We start from the raw sequence: 17314 nt of genomic DNA, 5'->3' as shown, positions 1-17314 counted from the left end.
AGGGACACCGGACAGATGGATGCCTTTGAACGCGGTGCGCCGGACGTTGCACTCCACGGACGCTGAGTTCGACGATGGCCGAACCGGACTCCTCTAACACCCAGCGAAATCCGGCTGCGACTCTCGCGTCGGAGTTGGAGGCGGCCGGATTCGTCGATGCGGAGGAGTTCGGTCACACCGCCGGCGGGCACGGCCCGGACCGAATGTCCTTCGTCGCCGCCCTGCGGATCACCCGCCGATCACTGTCGCACAGCGCATTTCCCCATCACGACCATAAAGCCGTCGCTGCGCTCTGGCGTCATCGATAAACTTCTCGGGCGCACCAACCCGGCACGCCGCCCACGATCCAACCCCCGAGTCGACACTCGGCCGTACCCGATCCTCATATCGGGGAATGTATCGCGTACCCCCGACAACGTGACGTTGTTCCGTACACGGTGTTCTCTACACATCCGACCGGGTAAACGTCAACCGGTCAGTGATGTCTCATGAACGACCGTTTGTGCGGGGGGATTTGACCGGTCGGCCGTCTCCGCGCAGACCCGCCATTGTTCGAGCGCCGGGGCAGGGCGGGAGAATCCTACCGCCGACGCTCACTGCAGTTCCCGCGCGATCGCTCGGGCCGCGCGGCGAGCCTGCTTCGCCGCGAACCCGATCTGCGACGGCCTGGGCACGAATCCGATGAAACGCAACCTCTCGGCGGCCGGCTTTTCACCGGTGGCGTGCGGCCAACCTCGCTCGTCCAGTACGCCGAGGTGCCCGACCAGCTTTTCGAGTTCCCGGCGGAACCCCGTCGCGCAGACCATCGCGTCCGGGTCGATTCGCATACCGTCCACCAGCCACACGCTGTCCGCGTCGAGTGACTCGACTCCGCGAACGACCTCGATGGACCTGTCTCGGATCGCGGCGATGAGCTCCTTGTCGACGATCGCCGGTGCCACGCCGAGGCGGGCGCTGCGGGCGAAGATCCCCTCGTCGGGGATCGGTAATCCGAACTCGCGCAGGTCGCCGATGCTCCTCTCCCGGCCGAACCGAGCGATTGCGTCCGCGATAGGGACCGGGGCATGGTAGAGCGGCGTCGCGATGAAGTCTCCCGCTATGCCACCAGGTCCCTGGCGGAGCATGATGTTCGGCGGCGTGCGAGCCGAAAGCCAGACCTTTGCCGCGCCTCCGGTGGCGAGGTCGTAGGCAATTTCCATGCCCGAGCAGCCCGCTCCCACCACGAGGACCCGTTTCCCGTTGTACTGCGAGGGATTCCGGTACTGCGACGAATGAACCAGTGCACCCCGCCAGTACTCGCGTCCGGGCCAGTCCGGGACGAAGGGCTCATGATCGAAGCCGGTCGCGACCACCACCTCGGCAGCGTCGACCGAACCGGCAGCGGTGGTCAACCGCCAGTGCCCGTCCGTTAGGTCGAGCCGTTCCACCGGGCAGCCCAGGCGCAGCTCGATCCCGTCCGCGCGTGCGTGCCGCTCGAGATGCTCGATCACCTGTTCCCGCGTGGGAAAGGTCGGTGTGCCCTTCGGGTAGGGGCGGTTCGGCAGGTGGGAGAACTGCCTGCCGGTGTTCAGTCGCAGCCGGTCATAACGAGAGTGCCACGACGAACCGACTTGGTCGGCTCGGTCGATCAGCAACGGGTTGATGCCACGGTCGGCGAGGGCCACCGCCGCCGCGACCCCGGAGGTGCCGGCGCCGACGATTGCGACTTGATGCTCGCTCATCGTGTGCTCCTTGGGTATTGTCTTGTTTCATGCGGTTTCGGCGACAATGACGCTCATCGGGCCGGTCAGCGAGCGATGGTCGCGGTAGCGCCAGCCAGTGTCCTGCAGCCAGGCGACGCCTTCTCCGACGCTGTAGACGTCGCCGTGTTCGAGGTGGACCGCGAATTCCCCCGCCATCAGGGCGGCCGCGACCGGCTGGGTGTGGGTGGGGTCCGTCCAGAATTCGGCAATCAGTAGCGTGGCGCCGGGTGCGGCGACGTCGCGAATGCGTTGTAGCAGCGCACGGTTCTGCTCCGGCGACCAGTAATGCACCAGGTTCGCGACCAGGAAGGCGTCGTACCCGACGGGCAGCGGGTCGGCCATCGCGTCGCCGGCGCATACGTCGATTCGCCCCTCCAGGCCGACCGACGCGATGCGGTCCTGCGAGGTCTGGGCAACCGCCGGCAGCTCGAACACAGTCGCGCTCAGTTGCGGGCAGTGGCGCGCCACCGCGATGGACCAGGAGCCGGTGCCGCCGCCGATGTCGAGGAGTCGATGACTGCCGGACAGGTCGACCGTGTCCGGCAGGGCGAGCGAGGGGCCGGCCGAAAACGCCTCGATACCGATCGAGGCGATGGGTTGCAGGGCGGCGTCTAGGTCGAAGATCTGACGTTTCGGTCCGCGGGCGAGTGCGCCGGCCAGGCCTTCCCACACCGGGAAGCTGATCTTGTCCCAGAACCGCAGCAGCGGACGCAGGTCGGCGGGCGATCCGCCGGCGAGGAACGCGGCCGCCGTCTCGGTATTGACATACTGTTCGCCTCGGCGTTCGAGCATACCCAGCGCGACCATGGCGTCGGCGCTGATCCGGGTCGCTCGGGCAGTAAGCCCGGTGCGGGCGGCCAGGCCGTGCAGGTCGGTGGGGCCCTCGCCCAACGCCTCGAACAAACCGAGTTCGCTGGCGGCGAAGAGGTGTTTGGCGGCCATGAACCCGGACGCCAGATGCATGATCAGCTCCGGGCTAGGCAGGTCGTGGTCGGTTTCGGCGGAGGTATGGGCTGTCATCGTCATGAAACCAGCGTCGTCGTCGTCGGTTCTGCGTCATAGCCCTGAATCCTGGGGAATTCACCCAGATTTCTGGGGTAGGCAGCCCTAACCTGCTGCGATACACTTTGGACATGGCGCAGAGCTTGCTGCCACACGTCCGTGATCAAATCTCGCGTGCCGTCGCCGACCAGCTGGACTGGGTGGGGTACAGCGTGCGAATGAGCGAGGCTCTGCGCACGGTGATCCCACATGACCGCTGCTGCTGGCACACCGTCGACCCGGGCACCATCCTGTTCACCGGCAGCGTCAACCGGAACGTTGGGTGTTCCGGATCCTGGTTGGCGCACTACGAATACGAGGTCGAGGACGTCGACAAGTGGGCGTTTCTTGCGCACAGTGGCCGCCTGGCGGGTGCACTTGGTCTGGATACCCACGGAGATTTGTCCCGCAGTGCACGGCACCGTTCGCACGAGGCGTACGGAATCGGCGACGAGCTGCGGGTCTCCCTGGTGTCGGACGGGGTCTACTGGGGTGCAGCGGCATTCCTGCGCGATGCGGGCGCGCCGTGGTACACCGCCGAGCACGTCCGCGCAATCGCCGCGCTGGCGCCCGCGCTCGCGACCGGTCTGCGACGTTCGATGCTCCACGAGGTCGAGGTCGCCGTGACGACCGTGGACTACGGCCCCGGCGTGGTGGTCTTCGACGCCGCGGGCAACCCGGAATCGGTCTCACCCGCCGCGGAACGCTGGATCGACGAAATTGTCGAGGTCCCGGCGCCGTCGACGCCGTTCGAATCGAAGGTCGTGCAGGCCATCGCGGCCCGGGCGAGGGCGATCGAACCGGGCACCGATCCGCTGGAACTTGCCGCGCGCTCGCGGGTACGCACGCGATCCGGCGCCTGGCTGTTGCTGTACGGGACCAGGCTTTCCGGCGTCGAAGACGGACGCACCGCCGTCATCGTCCAACCCGCGACGCCGCATGAGATCGCGCCCGTCATAGCCATGGCCTACGGACTGTCCCAACGCGAATGCCATCTCACTGCGCTGTGCGTCCAGGGGCGATCGACAAGGGAGATGGCGCACGCAATGTCGTTATCCGTCTACACAATTCAAGACCACATGAAGTCGATCTTCGCCAAGACCGGGGTGCGCAGCCGCGGGGAACTGGTGGGGCAGATATTCCTCGAGCACTACGCGCCACGCTGGGAGCGTGCGGCATCCCCGCCATCCGGATGGTGGGCGAAGGGCATCAACTGAATTCGCCGAACTCTCAGCTGTCCGCATCTGCTTCACGGCAAATGGCGCGCCAACCAAGAAGGTTCACCGCCCGAACCATCTCTACTTCCACGACGCTGGCGCTCACCGACAGTTTGCCGTCGACCAGGAAGGTGCCCCTTGCACATTCTGTCGCCGCCGCAACGAACGGAGGTGGCCCCGATTTCCTCCGTTCGTCCTCACCGTGGGGCATGGTGAATTCCCCTCGGAGCGATAGCGTCAGGGCGTAATCCGCAACGCATTGGCCCAGATCCGCGTTATCGTTTCGACGAGCTTGTCGAAGTTCACGCGCTTGCGCCCGGTGGCAGCGGCGAAATATCGGTACGCGGTGCGGCTGACCATTGCGGACAACGCCCGCGCCGTCAATTCGGGATCGAGATCCGGGTCGGCAACCCCGCGCTTCTGCAGTTCGGCGATGTTGCGGGCATTCCGGCTGATGAATGCGTCTGCGCGACGCTGCCGCAGGTCGCCGAAGACCGGGTCGACAAGCGCCACTTCCTCGAGGAGGCCCATCAACTTACCGTTACGCTTGTACGACGCCAGGTAGGCACGGTTGCTGGCCTCGAGCACCTCGTACGCGGAGGCCGCGTCGACGACCTCGCTGCCGGCGCCCGGATGCAGCATTTCTTCCTGGACCGTCTCCAGGAGTGCAGCGAAGATCTCTTCTTTGGTCTTGAAATAGGTGTAGAAGGTTCCGGCCGAACACTTGGCCTCTTCCGTGATATCCGACAAACGCGTGTTGACGTAGCCCGATCGTTCGAACACCTTGCGCGCGGCGGCGATCAGGGCGGCGCGGCGACGGGCGCCGCGGTCGGTGGGAGGCAGCTCCCGGAGGAGGCCCTGCGGGGTTTTCGACGGTCCCGGCGACTTCTTCGACTTCGGAGCGGCTGTCACGCCCTTCAACCTACCCTGAACTTATGGTCAACTTCAATTATCGACGATGAGTGGCCGGGCGGCCATTGACTTCTCGACGGCTGGCTGTTTACTTTGGACATAGAAGTCGAACTTGATGTCGACTGTAACTCTTGATCCGCCGGCCACTCCGTCATGGTCGGCGAGTGTCGATCCGACAAGTGCCCCTGTCGCCGGGGCCCAGGGAGTCCCAGTGAGTGTTGTCGAAGTGGTGCGGGTCCAGGTCGCGGAAGGTCGTCTGCACACCTTCCTCGCGGACGTCGAGGCAGGCCTGCTCGGTCTGCTGTCGGACGGTGTCCCCACGAGCGCCGAGGTGTTGCAGGGGGTCGAGAGTCCGGATGCCTGCCTGATAGTCATCACCTGGGACAGCGTTGAATCGCACGAAAACTACCGGAGCACTCCAGAATTCAAAGAATTCTATGCCGCGATGGGCGCGCACCTGGCGGGTACCGGCGGAGCGGAGCACTACGAGCGCCGTGTGTCGCTGACGACCTGATCGTGTTACCTGTCCCGGGGTTCTTACCGTCGCCGATTGGTGCTACCGTGATTCTCGAGGTTCACCTCGAGATCGCCGAGGCAGGTGGCAGTCGACACCGACGCCGGCATCGCACGAGATAGGGGTGGTTGGCGCGATGGGATCGGAGTCAGCGCCCCGCACGAATTTCGACCCGGAGTTGACGACCTTCGTCGGTCGCCGGGAGGAACTGTCGCACACACGTCAGTTGCTCGCCGAGAATCGTCTGGTGACCCTGACCGGTCTCGGGGGAGTGGGAAAGACGCGGCTGGCTCTTAGGACGGCCACGCAAGTGCAGCGGTCCTTCCGTGACGGCGTTCGTATAGTCGAACTCGCGGCGCTGCGGGAACCACGGCTCCTGGCGCAGACCGTCGTCGACTCGCTCAAATTGACCGAAGTGTCGGCGCGGGACTCGGTCGAAGCCATCGAGGACTATCTTCGATCGCGGCATGTGTTGCTCGTCCTCGACAATTGCGAGCAACTGCTGGCCGAAACTGCTCGGCTCGGCGTGAGGCTGCTGCACAGTGCTCCTCACCTGCGCATCATCGCCACCAGCCGCCAAGCACTGGGGGTCCCCGGCGAGAGGGTGCTGTCGGTGTCGCCGTTACCGGTTCCCGCCCCGGACGAACCTGTGGCCGCCGGGTCCGATCAGCGCTACGCCGCGCTGGTCCTGTTCGCCGATCGGGCAGCGACCGCGGTGCCTGGTTTCGAGGTGTCGCCGACCAACCTTCCCGAGGTGGCCCGTATCTGTCAGCAGCTCGAGGGTATCCCGCTGGCGATCGAATTGGCGGCAGTGCGGCTCAAGGTGCTGTCGGTATCCGATCTGGCCGATCGGCTCGATCGCCGGTTGCAGCTTCTGACCGAAGGCTCACGCATCACACCGGCTCGGCATCAGACGCTGCGGGCGACGATCGATTGGAGTTTCGATCTGTGCAGCCCGTCGGAGCAACTCCTGTGGACTCGGGTTGCGGTGTTCGCCGGGAGTTTCGATCTGGCTGCGGCGACGGCAGTATGCAGCGGCGACGGGCTCGATCAGAATTCGATTCTGAACGGACTTTCCGGATTGATCGACCAGTCGATCATCGCGCGGGAGGATCGTGACGGTCACGTTCGGTTCCGGTTGCTGGAGACGCTCCGCGAGTACGGCCAGGACAAGCTGCGCGACAGCCGGGCGGTACCGGCGTTACGTGATCGGCACCTGAGCTGGTTTGCGGCGCTGATGGATTCCGCCGTGGAGGATTGGTTCGGCCCGACCGAGGAGCATGTGTTCGCGCGCCTACGCCAGGAGCAGCCGAACTTGCGCGCCGCATTCGAGTACTGCCTCACGGAATCGGGGAAGCTGTCCTCGGGTCTACGCATCGCCGGGCCGGCGTGGTTTCTCTGGGCGTTCTCCCTCGCCGAAGGCAGGCACTGGCTCGATCGGCTGCTCGCTGTCGAATCCGGACGCAGCCAGGAGCACGCATGGGCGCTCGCAACGAGAGGATTCGTCACCGCTCTGCAGGGGGACCATGCGGTTGCGGCGGTTTCACTCGACGACTGCCTTGCCGAGGCCACCGACCTCGGCGACGAGTTGACCGTGGCGTACGGCCGTCATATCCGTGGCATGCTGGCATACCTCGCAGGTGATGGGGAATTCGGTGTACAGGCGATGACCGAGGCCCTGGCTCGGTACACGAGGCTGGGCGCTCCCGCCGGCCTGGTCTCCAACCTGCGGATCGGGCTGGGACTGGCATACATCTTCCTGGAGCAACCCGAGGTCGCCCTCGAGCATTTCGAGAGCAGTCGAACGCTGTCCGAGAGCCACGGCGAACGCTGGATGCTGTCTTACGCAATCTACGGCCGTGCCTTCGTCGATTTCGCGCAGGGCCAACTCGAACCGGCCGAACGCGGTGTGCGCGACGCATTGCGCCTGTACCAAGTCTTTCCGGACTCGCTCGGCCGAGCCATGGCGCTCGACCTGTACGCCTGGGTGTGTGCGGACAATCGTGAGCCCGAGCGAGCCGCCTTCTTCCTCGGATGTGCTCAACGTCTGTGGTCGAGCCTCGGACAGCAGTTGTTCGGCTCCAGATCGTGGCAGGTGCATCGCGAGCGCTGTGAAGAGTCGGCGCGGCGGGATGCAGGTAACCGGTTGTTCGACAGTTCTTTCGAGCGCGGTGCGGGACTGCCTCCGGAGGAGGTGCTGGCATACGCGCTCGAGGGGCGCCCGGTCCCGGCGCCGGTGGCGCCGTCGTCGCAGCGCGACATACTGACACCGCGCGAAACGGAGGTCGCCGGCTTGGTGAGCGAGGGCCTGTCCAATCGCGAGATCGCCGAGCGGCTCGTGATCTCGCCGCGGACGGTCGCAACGCACGTCGAAAATGTCCTCGTCAAACTGGGCTTCACCTCGCGGACCAGTATCGCTGCGTGGATCACGGCGCGAAAAGCCTGATCCGCCTTAGGGTCTCGCTTGAACGTGACATGAACTTCAACTAGTGTCCGTGCGGTGAACACTCGATCGTCGCCGATTCCGGCAACCCCTCCGGCCGTCCTGCGGTCCATCCCCGGCGTCGTCGACGGTTCGGTTGTCGCGTCGGTCGGCGCCGACGGCACACTGTCCTTCCATGTCCTCTTCGGGGACATCGAAGAGCCTGAATCGTGCGACCGGGTCGAGGTCGTCATGCGAGCCGAGCATGCTGCCGCGCTCTTCACCGGCCTTCCCGATGGGCGTGACGATCGCGTCGAGTCGGTTTCGATCGCCGCTCCGTGCACGGTCGGATTCAGCTTCCACCGATAGCGTCACCGTGGTCACTGCTGGGCAGTCTCGACCGGGTCGCGCCGTGGTGGGCGCCACGTCGTCCCGAGGAGTACGACCGCGCCGAGCGCACCTCCACCGGCTGCGACAGCTGCACCGACGCCTCCGTCCAGTCCAGCGTGAAGTCCCGCCGCGTGATCGATCGATAGGCTGCCCGGCCCCAGTATCGCGAGGGCAATGGACACGATGCCGATCATCAACACATATTCGTAGCCGTCCTTGAAGACGAAGAAGCCGTTGCGGCGGTGGGCGGTGACGGCGGCGACCGTCATGGTGCCGACCACGAACGCTGCGGCCAAGGGAGTGAGAAGTCCCACCGCGAGCGCGACGCCCGCGGCCAGTTCCCCGGCGCCCGAGAGCAGGGCGTGCAACTTCGCTGGGTGCATTCCGAGGGCATCGAACCAGCGTGTGGTCCCCGCGAGCCCCCCGCCGCCCCATAGGTGGTTGTAGCCGTGCGCGATCATCGTGCCGCCGACGACAACGCGAATCATCGCTACTGCGACGTCAAAATTGCTCATTCGAGTTCACCTCTTCAAGTGGGAATTCTTTGCGCCTCGCGCCACCGAGCGGATTGCGGAGGCTGGACGCAGTCTGAGCGAACAAGCCAATTGAACCTGTCGTCAACTTTGATTATTGACGCCAAACGGGGGATGGAGAGGCCGAAGAAGTGCGTATCTCGCGCGTCTAGTCATGCCTCTACGTACTTTGCGGGATGCGGCGACGGGGCCCGGAGGCCGATAGTGGCATAGGTCACGTCAACAGGAGAGCTTCGAACATCCCGGCGGTGACCGGCCACAGCGTCAGGGCGAGAGTTGCTCCGCCCGAACCGCACACCGATACCTGTACGCGCCCTGCCGCGGAATGCAATCAGCGCACGGCTCGACCGAAAACTACCGAGGAGGAACGGTGCCCAGTTCGACTCACGGCCAGAACGGCGACGCAACGCCACAGAAAGACTTCGACGTCATCGTCGTCGGCGCCGGCTTCGCCGGGCTCTACGCCGTGCACAAGTACCGCAACATCGAGGGACTGGCGGTGCTCGGTCTGGACGCAGCGACCGACGTCGGCGGAACGTGGTACTGGAACCGCTACCCCGGTGCACGCTGCGACGTCGAAAGCTACAACTACTCGTACTCCTTCGACCCGGAACTGGTTCAGGACTGGAACTGGAGCGAGCGGTTTGCCGGCCAACCGGAGATTCTGCGCTATCTCAACCATGTCGCCGACCGGTACGACCTGCGGCGAAGCTACTTGTTCGAAAAGCAAGTCAGCTCGGGCACGTTCGATGAAGAGCGTAACCGCTGGGTGATCGAGACGAAGGACGGCGACACCTATACCGCGCAGTTCCTCCACTCCGGTGTGGGCTTCCTGTCGGCGGCGAAGGAACCGGCGTTCGAGGGTCTGCAGGACTTCACGGGCAATGTGTACCGGACGTCGCACTGGCCCCACGAGGGCGTCGATTTCACCGGTCGGCGAGTGGCTGTCATCGGCACCGGATCGAGCGGCATTCAGCTCATCCCCCTGGTCGCACAGGAGGCCCGCGCATTGACGGTGTTCCAACGGACTCCGAACTACGCCACCCCCCTCGGAAACGGTGTCATGGACCCCGAGTTCCAGGCGCAGATCAAGGCGAATCACGCCACGCTGATCGAGCGTTCACGCCGAACCTATGCCGGCATCCCGTACGACACCGCCCAGCCCTCCGCGGTGGCGGTCAGCGACGAGGAGCGGATCGCCACTTTCGAGGAGAAATGGCGTCAAGGCGGATTTCGACTCTGCTTCGACTCCTTTGCCGACCTGGCATTCAATCCGGAGTCGAACGAACTGGCGGCCGAGTTCATTCGGGCCAAGATTCGCCAGCGCGTGACGGATCCGGCGGTCGCGGATCTGCTGACTCCTCGGGATCACCCGTATGCCACGAAACGGCCGCCGCTGGAAACGAACTACTACGAGACCTACAACCGGGAGAACGTCGAACTCATCGATCTTCGAACCACTCCGATCGTGCGGATCACCGAAAACGGCATCCAGGCGGGTGACGTCGAGTACGAATTCGACGACATCATCCTCGCGACGGGATTCGATGCACTGACCGGTCCGCTGTTGAGGATGAACCTGCGCGGTCGTGGCGGAGTTCCGCTGGCGGAGCACTGGGAGCACGGAGCGCGGACGTACTTCGGCCGGATGATGCACCAGTTCCCGAATCTCGTGATGGCGCTCGGACCGCAGAGCCCGTCGGCGCTCTACAGCATCCCCTTCGCCGTGCAGGACACTGCGGACTGGACTGCCGATCTGATACGGCACATGCGTGAGAACGGTCTCGAGACGGTGGAGCCGTCGGCCGAAGCGGAGGACGGATGGGATCGGCAGACGCGTGAGATCGCGTCATACACCCTGCTGCCTCACGCGAACTCCTGGTACATGGGCGCCAACATCCCCGGGAAGCCGCGGGCCTGCCTGGTGTATCTGGGTGGCGGTCCCGCGTACAACGAGCTGATCGACAAGGCGACAGCGAACGGGTACGAGGGCTTCGAACTGCGTGCCGCGGCACCGGCCATCCCGTGACACCACACGAACCAGAGAGGCACGTGATGTCAGACCAATCGAACAACCACGCGGTGGCGGGCGCGAATGTCGTCGAGATCGATGCGGTCGTGATCGGCGCCGGCTTCGGCGGACTGCGGATGCTGCACGAGCTTCGCGGGCGAGGACTCCGTGCGCACATTCTCGAGGCCGCCCCGGACCTCGGCGGCACGTGGTACTGGAACCGCTATCCAGGAGCGCGGACCGACAGCGAGAGCTGGACCTACGCGTACTCGTTCTCGACGGAGTTGCAGGACGAGTGGGACTGGTCCGAGCGTTTTCCAACTCAGGACGAGGTTCATCGGTATCTACGTCACGTGGCGGACAAATTCGATCTTCGCAAGGACATCGTCTTCGACACCCGGGTCGTCTCCGCGGTCTACGAGGAGGAGACAGGCCGCTGGCTGGTCACCACGGAGGACGGGAAGCGCTACCACTGCCAGTACCTCGTCACGGCGCTCGGCCTGCTGTCACTGCCCTACAAGCCCGACTTCGACGGCATCGACAAGTTCGAAGGAGAGTGGTACGTGACCGGTCGGTGGCCCCGGGAGAACGTCGAGTTCGCCGGCAAGCGCGTTGCGGTCATCGGCACCGGTGCCACAGCTGTTCAGGCCATTCCGCTGATCGCGCAGACAGCCGAACAGCTCACCGTGTTCCAGCGGACGCCGAACTACGTACTTCCGGCCCGCAACCACACCCTGACCGATTTCGATCGTCAGAGTATCCGCGCTTCGTACGACGAAATCTGGCGAAAGGCCAGGAAGCATCCCTTCGGGTACGCGTTCGACCGGGCCGGTGTCACCAAGAAGGACGTCACCGCGGACGAGCACCGGAACATTCTGGAGCGCGGCTGGGAGACAGGCGGGTTCCGGTTCATCTTCGAGACCTTCGACGACATCACGCTCGACGAGGAGGCGAACGAGATCGCCTCGGAGTTCGTGCGCGAGAAGATCCGGACGATAGTGAAGAACCCGGACACGGCGGATGTGCTCTGCCCCAAGGACTATCCGATCGTGTCGAAACGGCCCCCGCTCGGGCATTTCTACTACGAGGCCTTCAACAGGGACAACGTCAGCTTGATCGACATCAGCAGTACCCCGATCACCGAGATCACGGCGGATGGCGTTCGTGTCGGCGATGACGAGTATTCCGCCGACGTCATCGTGTTCGCCACCGGCTTCGACGCGGGCACCGGGGCCTACAACCACATCGACATCCGCGGACGGGGCGGACAGACCCTCAGAGAGAAGTGGGCGGAAGGTCCACGCACACATCTGGGTATCTCCGTGGACGGATTCCCGAACATGTTCATGGTCAGCGGGCCTCAGAGTCCGTTCGGCAACATCCCGGTCGTGGTCGAAGGGACAGTCGAGTGGATCGGTGACGCAATCGCGCACCTGCGGATGAACGAACTCGACACCATCGAGCCGACAGCCGAGTCCGTCGAATCCTGGTGGCAACTCTTACAGGACTACATCAACGCGACATTGTTGCCGCGGGGCCGCCATTCCTGGTTTCTCGGCGCGAACATTCCCGGCAAGCCCCGCGGAGTGTTGTTCTTCTTCGGTGGGGTCGGCACCTACCGCAAGACGTGTCAGGCCGCCGCGGACGGTGGCTATGGCGGATTCAGCATCGAAAGTATTCATTCACATCGCCGTCGCACAATTCGCACATCTCAACTCATTGGAGGCACACAGTGACTCAGTACACCGACGTACCCATCTTCGACTTCGACACTCACATGTACGAAACCCCGGATGCGCTGACCCGGTACTTGCCGGACCGGTTCAAGAATGCGATCGAGTTCGTCCAGTCCGGTCGCCGGACGAAGATCTCCATCCTCGGCAAGATCAGGGAGTTCATCCCGAATCCGACGTTCGAGCGGGTCGCTGCCCCCGGTGCACACGAGGCCTTCTATTCGGGCCAGAATCCGGAAGGCAAGTCGCTCAAAGAGATGTCCCACGAACACGCGATGGAATCCATTCCGGCGTTCCGTGAGCCCGAGCCCCGCATGAAGGTGCTCGAGGAGCAGGGGGTTCAGCAGGCGATGGTGTTCCCGACGTTGGCGAACCTGGTCGAGCATTCCACGGCCGAGGACCCCGATCTGACTGTCGCGGTCATCCACGCCCTGAACCGCTGGATGCTCGACGTCTGGGGATACACCTACCAGGACCGTCTCTTCATGACGCCGGTGATCAACTGTGCGCTCGTCGACGAGGCCCGCCGTGAACTCGAATACGTCGTCGAAAACGGCGCCAAGATCGTGCTGATCAAGCCGGCACCGGTGTACGGCTACCGCGGGTGGCGCTCCCCGGCCCTGCCGGAGTTCGACCCGTTCTGGAAGGACGTCGAGGACTCGGGCATCGCGGTCGGCCTGCACGCGAGTCAACCGCCTCTCGAGGACTACGTGCTCAAGTGGGAGCCCGACAACTCCGTCAACGTCTTCGAAGGATCCGCCTTCAAGTACGTGGCGCTGGGCCACCGCGAGATTTCCGACATGCTCGCCAGCCTCGTCTGCCACGGCACCTTGACGCGCTTTCCGAAACTGCGAATCGCCAGCGTCGAGAACGGCAGTGCGTGGATCAAGCCGCTGATGGACGACCTCGAGGCGACCTACGCCAAGATGCCGCAGAACTTCGAGGAGAACCCGATCGAGGTGCTGCGCCGCAACTGCTGGGTCAGCCCGTTCTGGGAAGGCAACGTCGCCGACGTCGTCGAGTGGCTGGGCTGGGACAAGGTGCTGTTCGGCTCCGACTGGCCGCACCCGGAGGGCCTGACCGAACCGAAGGGCTTCTTCGCCTACGCCGAAGGGATGGACGAGAAGCGAACCCGGGACTTCATGGGCGACAACGCCAGACGCCTGATGAATCTCCCGGTGGCCACGCCGGCGGGCGTCTAGTTTCGTGCACCTCACGGGGTCGCATTGATGCCTGCCCGTGACCGACCACCTACGACATCGATCCGGAGACATTCCTTGTCCGAACACACCGACGCGCTACGCGCGCACGCCGTCCTCCACTGCAATCTCAACACGACCGACATCACAGCCAGTGAGACCTTCTACAACACGGCGTTCGACCACACCACGAAGATGACGTCGCTGGGAAACGGCACCGACGTCACCCCCATGGGCCTCACCGAACCCGCCACGAGCGACACCCGTTTCCTGTGGGATGCCCGCGGCCCGCGATCCGCGCCTTCGTTCGAACTCGTCGACTGGCAGCATCCCGCCGTCATTCCCTCCTCGGGCGACAAGGTGCTGGGCTACCTCGCGGCAGGCTTCCGCACGCCGGCACTGGACGTGGTCGCGGCGCGACTCGACAGCGCCGGCCGCGCAACCGAGAAGGTCGACGTCACCGTTCTGGGACACTCGCGCAGGGCAGTGAAAGGCATCGACGGCGAGGGCATCGGTTTCGAAGTAGTCGAGGTCGCTCCCAGTGCCGACGAGCCGCACACCACGTTGTTCTCACACCTGCGCGCCCGCTGCGCCGACCTGGCCGCAACGGTTGCCTGGTACCGCGACATCGGCTTCGAGGTGGTGGCCGGGGAGACCCGCGGCGACGTGGTCTCGCTGGTTCTGCCCGAGGACCCGACCTTCTCCCTCGAGTTCGAACAGGCCGACGTCGACGCCTCGCAGATCGCCGCGCACCGGAACCTTGCGGCGAACACACAGGGTCTGTACCGCATCGCACTCGCCGTCGACGACGTGTGGGCGTCCCGAAACGCGCTCGCCGACAAGTACGACGGGATCCCCGAACCCGCGCACATCTCGATGGAGGACATTCCGACCGGTGGATTCACCATCCTGTTCCTTCGCGATCCGGACGGCACCATGGTCGAGCTTGTCGAGCGACCTCGATCGGCGGTCCGCCGGCCCGCGGCACCTGACCAGACCTACATGCCGCGCGTCTCGACGATCTAGGACCACGATCCGCTCACCCCGCAGGAGCCCTGATGACATCAGACGAAGACTTCGACCTCGCCGAGGCATTCCAGGCCTGGCCCTGGGTACTGACCGCGCCGACGATCTGGGAATTGGTGGAACGGCGAGCCGCCACCACTCCGGATCGACGACTCCTGATCGCCGAGGACGGGACCGTGCTCAGCTGCCGAGAGTTCCGCGACAAGGCCGAACGAGTCGCGGCTGCACTCGCCGGACTCGGAGTCGGACCCGGAAGTCATGTGGCATGGCAGCTACCGACCCGGATCAGCACGGTCCTGGTCATGGTGGCACTGCGCCGACTCGGCGCACTGCAGGCCCCCATCATCCCGATCTACCGGGAACGTGAGGTCACCACCGCGGTGCAACTCGCGCAGGCCGACCTCCTGTTGGTGCCGGGCACGTGGAACGGTTTCGACCATTCCGCGATGGCAGCCGAGTTGAACGCGAGCGGGGCGATCGCGACACGCGTCGAGGTCATCGACCAAGACGCACCCGAAAGCGACGACCTCACGACCCTGCCTCCGAATCCGGTCGATCCCGAGGCCGCACTGTGGATGTACTTCACCTCCGGCTCGACCGGGATGCCCAAGGGCGTCCGGCACTGCGACCGCAGTCTGCTCAGCGGCGCATTCGGTTTCGCGGCGCACGGCCGCCTGGGCGAACGCGAGGACGAAGTCGCGGCACTCGGGTTCCCGTTCGCGCACAGCGGAGGAATCTCGTTCACTGCCACCCTGCTGTCCGGCGGGTTCCCGGCTCTGCTGATCGAGGCGTTCGACGCCGCGGGCGCCGTGGAACTCTTCGCCCGCCATCGGGTGACGGTCACCGGCGGCGCCACGCCGTTCTACCAGATGCTGCTCGCACACCAGCGCGCTCACCCGGGCACTCCGCTGTATCCGGACCTGCGCAAACTCGTCGGTGGTGGGGCACCGTGCTCGGCGAGTCTGTTCGAGGCGGCGCGAGACGAACTGGGCGTGGTCATTGCCCACGACTACGGAATGACCGAGGTCCCCTTGATCGCGGTGGGCGATCCCCAGGACTCGCAGGATCTCCTCGCCGACACCGACGGTCACATTCTCCCGGGAAATCGGGTGCGGGTGCGCGGCCTCGACGGGCAGTTGCTGACGGACGGATCGACGGGTGAACTCGAGGTGTCCGGACGCGCGCTGTGCCTCGGCTACACGGAAGAGGCGGCGACCTCGGTGAACTTCACCGAAGACGGCTGGCTCCGCACCGGCGACACCGGGAGGGTCCGCGACGGGGACATCGTCGAGGTCGTCGGTCGCACCAAGGACATGATCATCCGCAAGGGTGAGAACGTGGCTCCCGCGGAGATCGAAGGGCTGCTCGCCGGCCACCCCTCGGTGGCCGAGGTCGCGGTCATCGGGCTTCCGGACGAGGAGCGTGGCGAGCGGATCTGCGCGGTGGTCGCGCTGCGGGAAGGCGCCCCGGTGATCGATCTGCGGTCCCTGACGGAGTGGCTCAGCGAAGCCGGTTTGATTCGCCAGAAGCTGCCCGAGCAACTCGAGTTGGTCGACACCTTGCCTCGCACAGGCCTGGCGAAGGTCGCCAAATTGGCTCTGCGCGAGCGGTTCACGCAGCGGCAGCCCGCGTAACTCCCGGCCGTCGACACGGCCGTGCACGACATTTCAGCTGAACAATTCGACCGCAGGAGAAGACCATGACGACTACAACAAGCGCTGAGCCCGCCATCGAACAGGATTACAGCGAGGTCCCCGACTACGCGGCGATGTCGAGACTCGACGGACAGCGTTTCGTCGTACTCGGCGGCGGCGTGGGCATCGGCCGGCAGACCTGCCATGCCCTCGCCGGTGTCGGCGCCAAGGTGCTGCTCGTCGACGTCGACCAGACGCGGGCGGACCAGGTCGCCGCGGAGATCGACGGGATACCTCTCGTCGCCGACGTCACCCGGCGGGACGAGGTCGAGCGAATCTTCGACGTCGCCGTCGCCGAGATGGGAGGGGTTGACGGTGTCGTCGACATCGTCGGAATGGGTCGCTGGACCTCGTTGCTCGACGCAGATGACGAGCATTGGGACTTCCACCACGACATCGTGCTCCGGCACGCGTACTACGTGATCCAGAGTGCGGCGCCCTTGATGGCCCGGAACGGCGGCGGACCGCTCGTGTTCGTGTCGTCGGTGTCCGGCATCTCGAGTGCGCCCGGACATGTCGGATACGGCGTCGCGAAGGCCGGCCTGATGTCGCTGATCCGCACCGCGGCTGTCGAGCTGGGGCCCGAGGGCATTCGGGTCAATTCGATCGCCCCCGGTCTCGTCTGGACTCCGCGAATCGCTGAAATGCTCGGTGAGGAGCTGGGGGAGCGGAACGGCAACAACACCCCTCTGCGCCGCAGGGCGTACCCCGAGGACATCGCGTCGGCGCTCCTGTTCCTGGCCACCCCGCTGTCCGGCTACATCACCGGCCAGAACATCACGGTGGACGGTGGGTTGAACGTCATCTTCCCGTACGAGACACCCAGCCCGAGCTGACCATCGGCGCACCTGCCGGAGATTCACCCTTCGCTGCCGACACG

General features: G+C 65.0%; 15 protein-coding genes. 11 read left to right on the top strand and 4 right to left on the bottom strand.

The window, feature by feature from the left end:
- Positions 1 to 74: 74 nt before the first annotated feature.
- Positions 75 to 308 carry a hypothetical protein gene (locus CA951_RS43500; protein WP_087558861.1) on the top strand — a complete coding sequence of 78 codons (234 nt, stop codon included), beginning with the start codon at positions 75 to 77 and terminating at the stop codon, positions 306 to 308.
- A 285-nt stretch (positions 309 to 593) separates the two neighbouring features.
- Here the strand turns inward: CA951_RS43500 and CA951_RS22150 are convergent, their stop codons facing one another.
- Both CA951_RS22150 and CA951_RS22145 read right to left on the bottom strand, forming a co-directional pair.
- Entirely contained in the window at positions 594 to 1721 is a 1128-nt protein-coding gene (locus tag CA951_RS22150; RefSeq protein ID WP_087558860.1) for an NAD(P)/FAD-dependent oxidoreductase, read from the bottom strand.
- A gap of 27 nt (positions 1722 to 1748) precedes the next feature.
- Positions 1749 to 2768: a methyltransferase gene (locus CA951_RS22145; RefSeq protein ID WP_087558859.1), complete on the bottom strand. Its 1020-nt coding sequence runs from the start codon at positions 2766 to 2768 to the stop codon at positions 1749 to 1751.
- 107 nt (positions 2769 to 2875) lie between these two features.
- Between CA951_RS22145 and CA951_RS22140 the strand changes: the two genes are divergently transcribed.
- Positions 2876 to 4000, top strand: coding sequence for a helix-turn-helix transcriptional regulator (locus CA951_RS22140; protein WP_087558858.1), 1125 nt, complete (start codon positions 2876 to 2878; stop codon positions 3998 to 4000).
- 237 nt (positions 4001 to 4237) lie between these two features.
- On the opposite strand, the gene CA951_RS22130 is transcribed toward CA951_RS22140, so the two are convergent.
- Positions 4238 to 4912, bottom strand: a complete 675-nt coding sequence (locus tag CA951_RS22130) for a TetR/AcrR family transcriptional regulator (protein ID WP_179220275.1) — start codon at positions 4910 to 4912, stop codon at positions 4238 to 4240.
- 211 nt (positions 4913 to 5123) lie between these two features.
- Between CA951_RS22130 and CA951_RS22125 the strand changes: the two genes are divergently transcribed.
- The 3 genes from CA951_RS22125 (at position 5124) to CA951_RS22115 (ending at position 8217) form a co-directional block, all read left to right on the top strand.
- On the top strand, positions 5124 to 5426 hold the full coding sequence (locus tag CA951_RS22125) for a putative quinol monooxygenase (protein WP_179220274.1): 303 nt from the start codon (positions 5124 to 5126) through the stop codon (positions 5424 to 5426).
- A 136-nt stretch (positions 5427 to 5562) separates the two neighbouring features.
- The gene (locus CA951_RS22120) at positions 5563 to 7872 is read left to right on the top strand and encodes a LuxR C-terminal-related transcriptional regulator (RefSeq protein ID WP_087558854.1); all 2310 of its coding nucleotides are present in this window, start codon (positions 5563 to 5565) and stop codon (positions 7870 to 7872) included.
- Between the two features lie 54 nt (positions 7873 to 7926).
- Positions 7927 to 8217 carry a hypothetical protein gene (locus CA951_RS22115; RefSeq protein WP_087558853.1) on the top strand — a complete coding sequence of 97 codons (291 nt, stop codon included), beginning with the start codon at positions 7927 to 7929 and terminating at the stop codon, positions 8215 to 8217.
- An 11-nt stretch (positions 8218 to 8228) separates the two neighbouring features.
- Here the strand turns inward: CA951_RS22115 and CA951_RS22110 are convergent, their stop codons facing one another.
- The gene (locus tag CA951_RS22110; RefSeq protein WP_087558852.1) at positions 8229 to 8753 is read right to left on the bottom strand and encodes a DoxX family protein; all 525 of its coding nucleotides are present in this window, start codon (positions 8751 to 8753) and stop codon (positions 8229 to 8231) included.
- 388 nt (positions 8754 to 9141) lie between these two features.
- On the opposite strand from CA951_RS22110, the gene CA951_RS22105 reads away from it, so the two are divergent.
- The 6 genes from CA951_RS22105 (at position 9142) to CA951_RS22080 (ending at position 17270) form a co-directional block, all read left to right on the top strand.
- Positions 9142 to 10800, top strand: coding sequence for an NAD(P)/FAD-dependent oxidoreductase (locus CA951_RS22105; protein WP_256974033.1), 1659 nt, complete (start codon positions 9142 to 9144; stop codon positions 10798 to 10800).
- 26 nt (positions 10801 to 10826) lie between these two features.
- Complete coding sequence (locus tag CA951_RS22100; RefSeq protein WP_087558850.1) at positions 10827 to 12518, top strand: NAD(P)/FAD-dependent oxidoreductase; 1692 nt, start codon at positions 10827 to 10829, stop codon at positions 12516 to 12518.
- Entirely contained in the window at positions 12515 to 13717 is a 1203-nt protein-coding gene (locus tag CA951_RS22095; RefSeq protein ID WP_087558849.1) for an amidohydrolase family protein, read from the top strand. Before CA951_RS22100 ends, CA951_RS22095 begins: the two co-directional genes overlap by 4 nt.
- A gap of 75 nt (positions 13718 to 13792) precedes the next feature.
- Complete coding sequence (locus CA951_RS22090; RefSeq protein ID WP_087558848.1) at positions 13793 to 14740, top strand: VOC family protein; 948 nt, start codon at positions 13793 to 13795, stop codon at positions 14738 to 14740.
- Positions 14741 to 14772: 32 nt separating this feature from the next.
- On the top strand, positions 14773 to 16374 hold the full coding sequence (locus CA951_RS22085) for a class I adenylate-forming enzyme family protein (RefSeq protein WP_087558847.1): 1602 nt from the start codon (positions 14773 to 14775) through the stop codon (positions 16372 to 16374).
- Positions 16375 to 16439: 65 nt separating this feature from the next.
- Positions 16440 to 17270, top strand: coding sequence for an SDR family NAD(P)-dependent oxidoreductase (locus tag CA951_RS22080; protein WP_087558846.1), 831 nt, complete (start codon positions 16440 to 16442; stop codon positions 17268 to 17270).
- The last annotated feature ends 44 nt before the right edge of the window (positions 17271 to 17314 follow it).

Source organism: Rhodococcus sp. NCIMB 12038, assembly GCF_002165735.1.
Classification (GTDB): Bacteria; Actinomycetota; Actinomycetes; order Mycobacteriales; family Mycobacteriaceae; genus Rhodococcus_F.
This window is presented reverse-complemented; position numbering and strand designations above follow the sequence as displayed.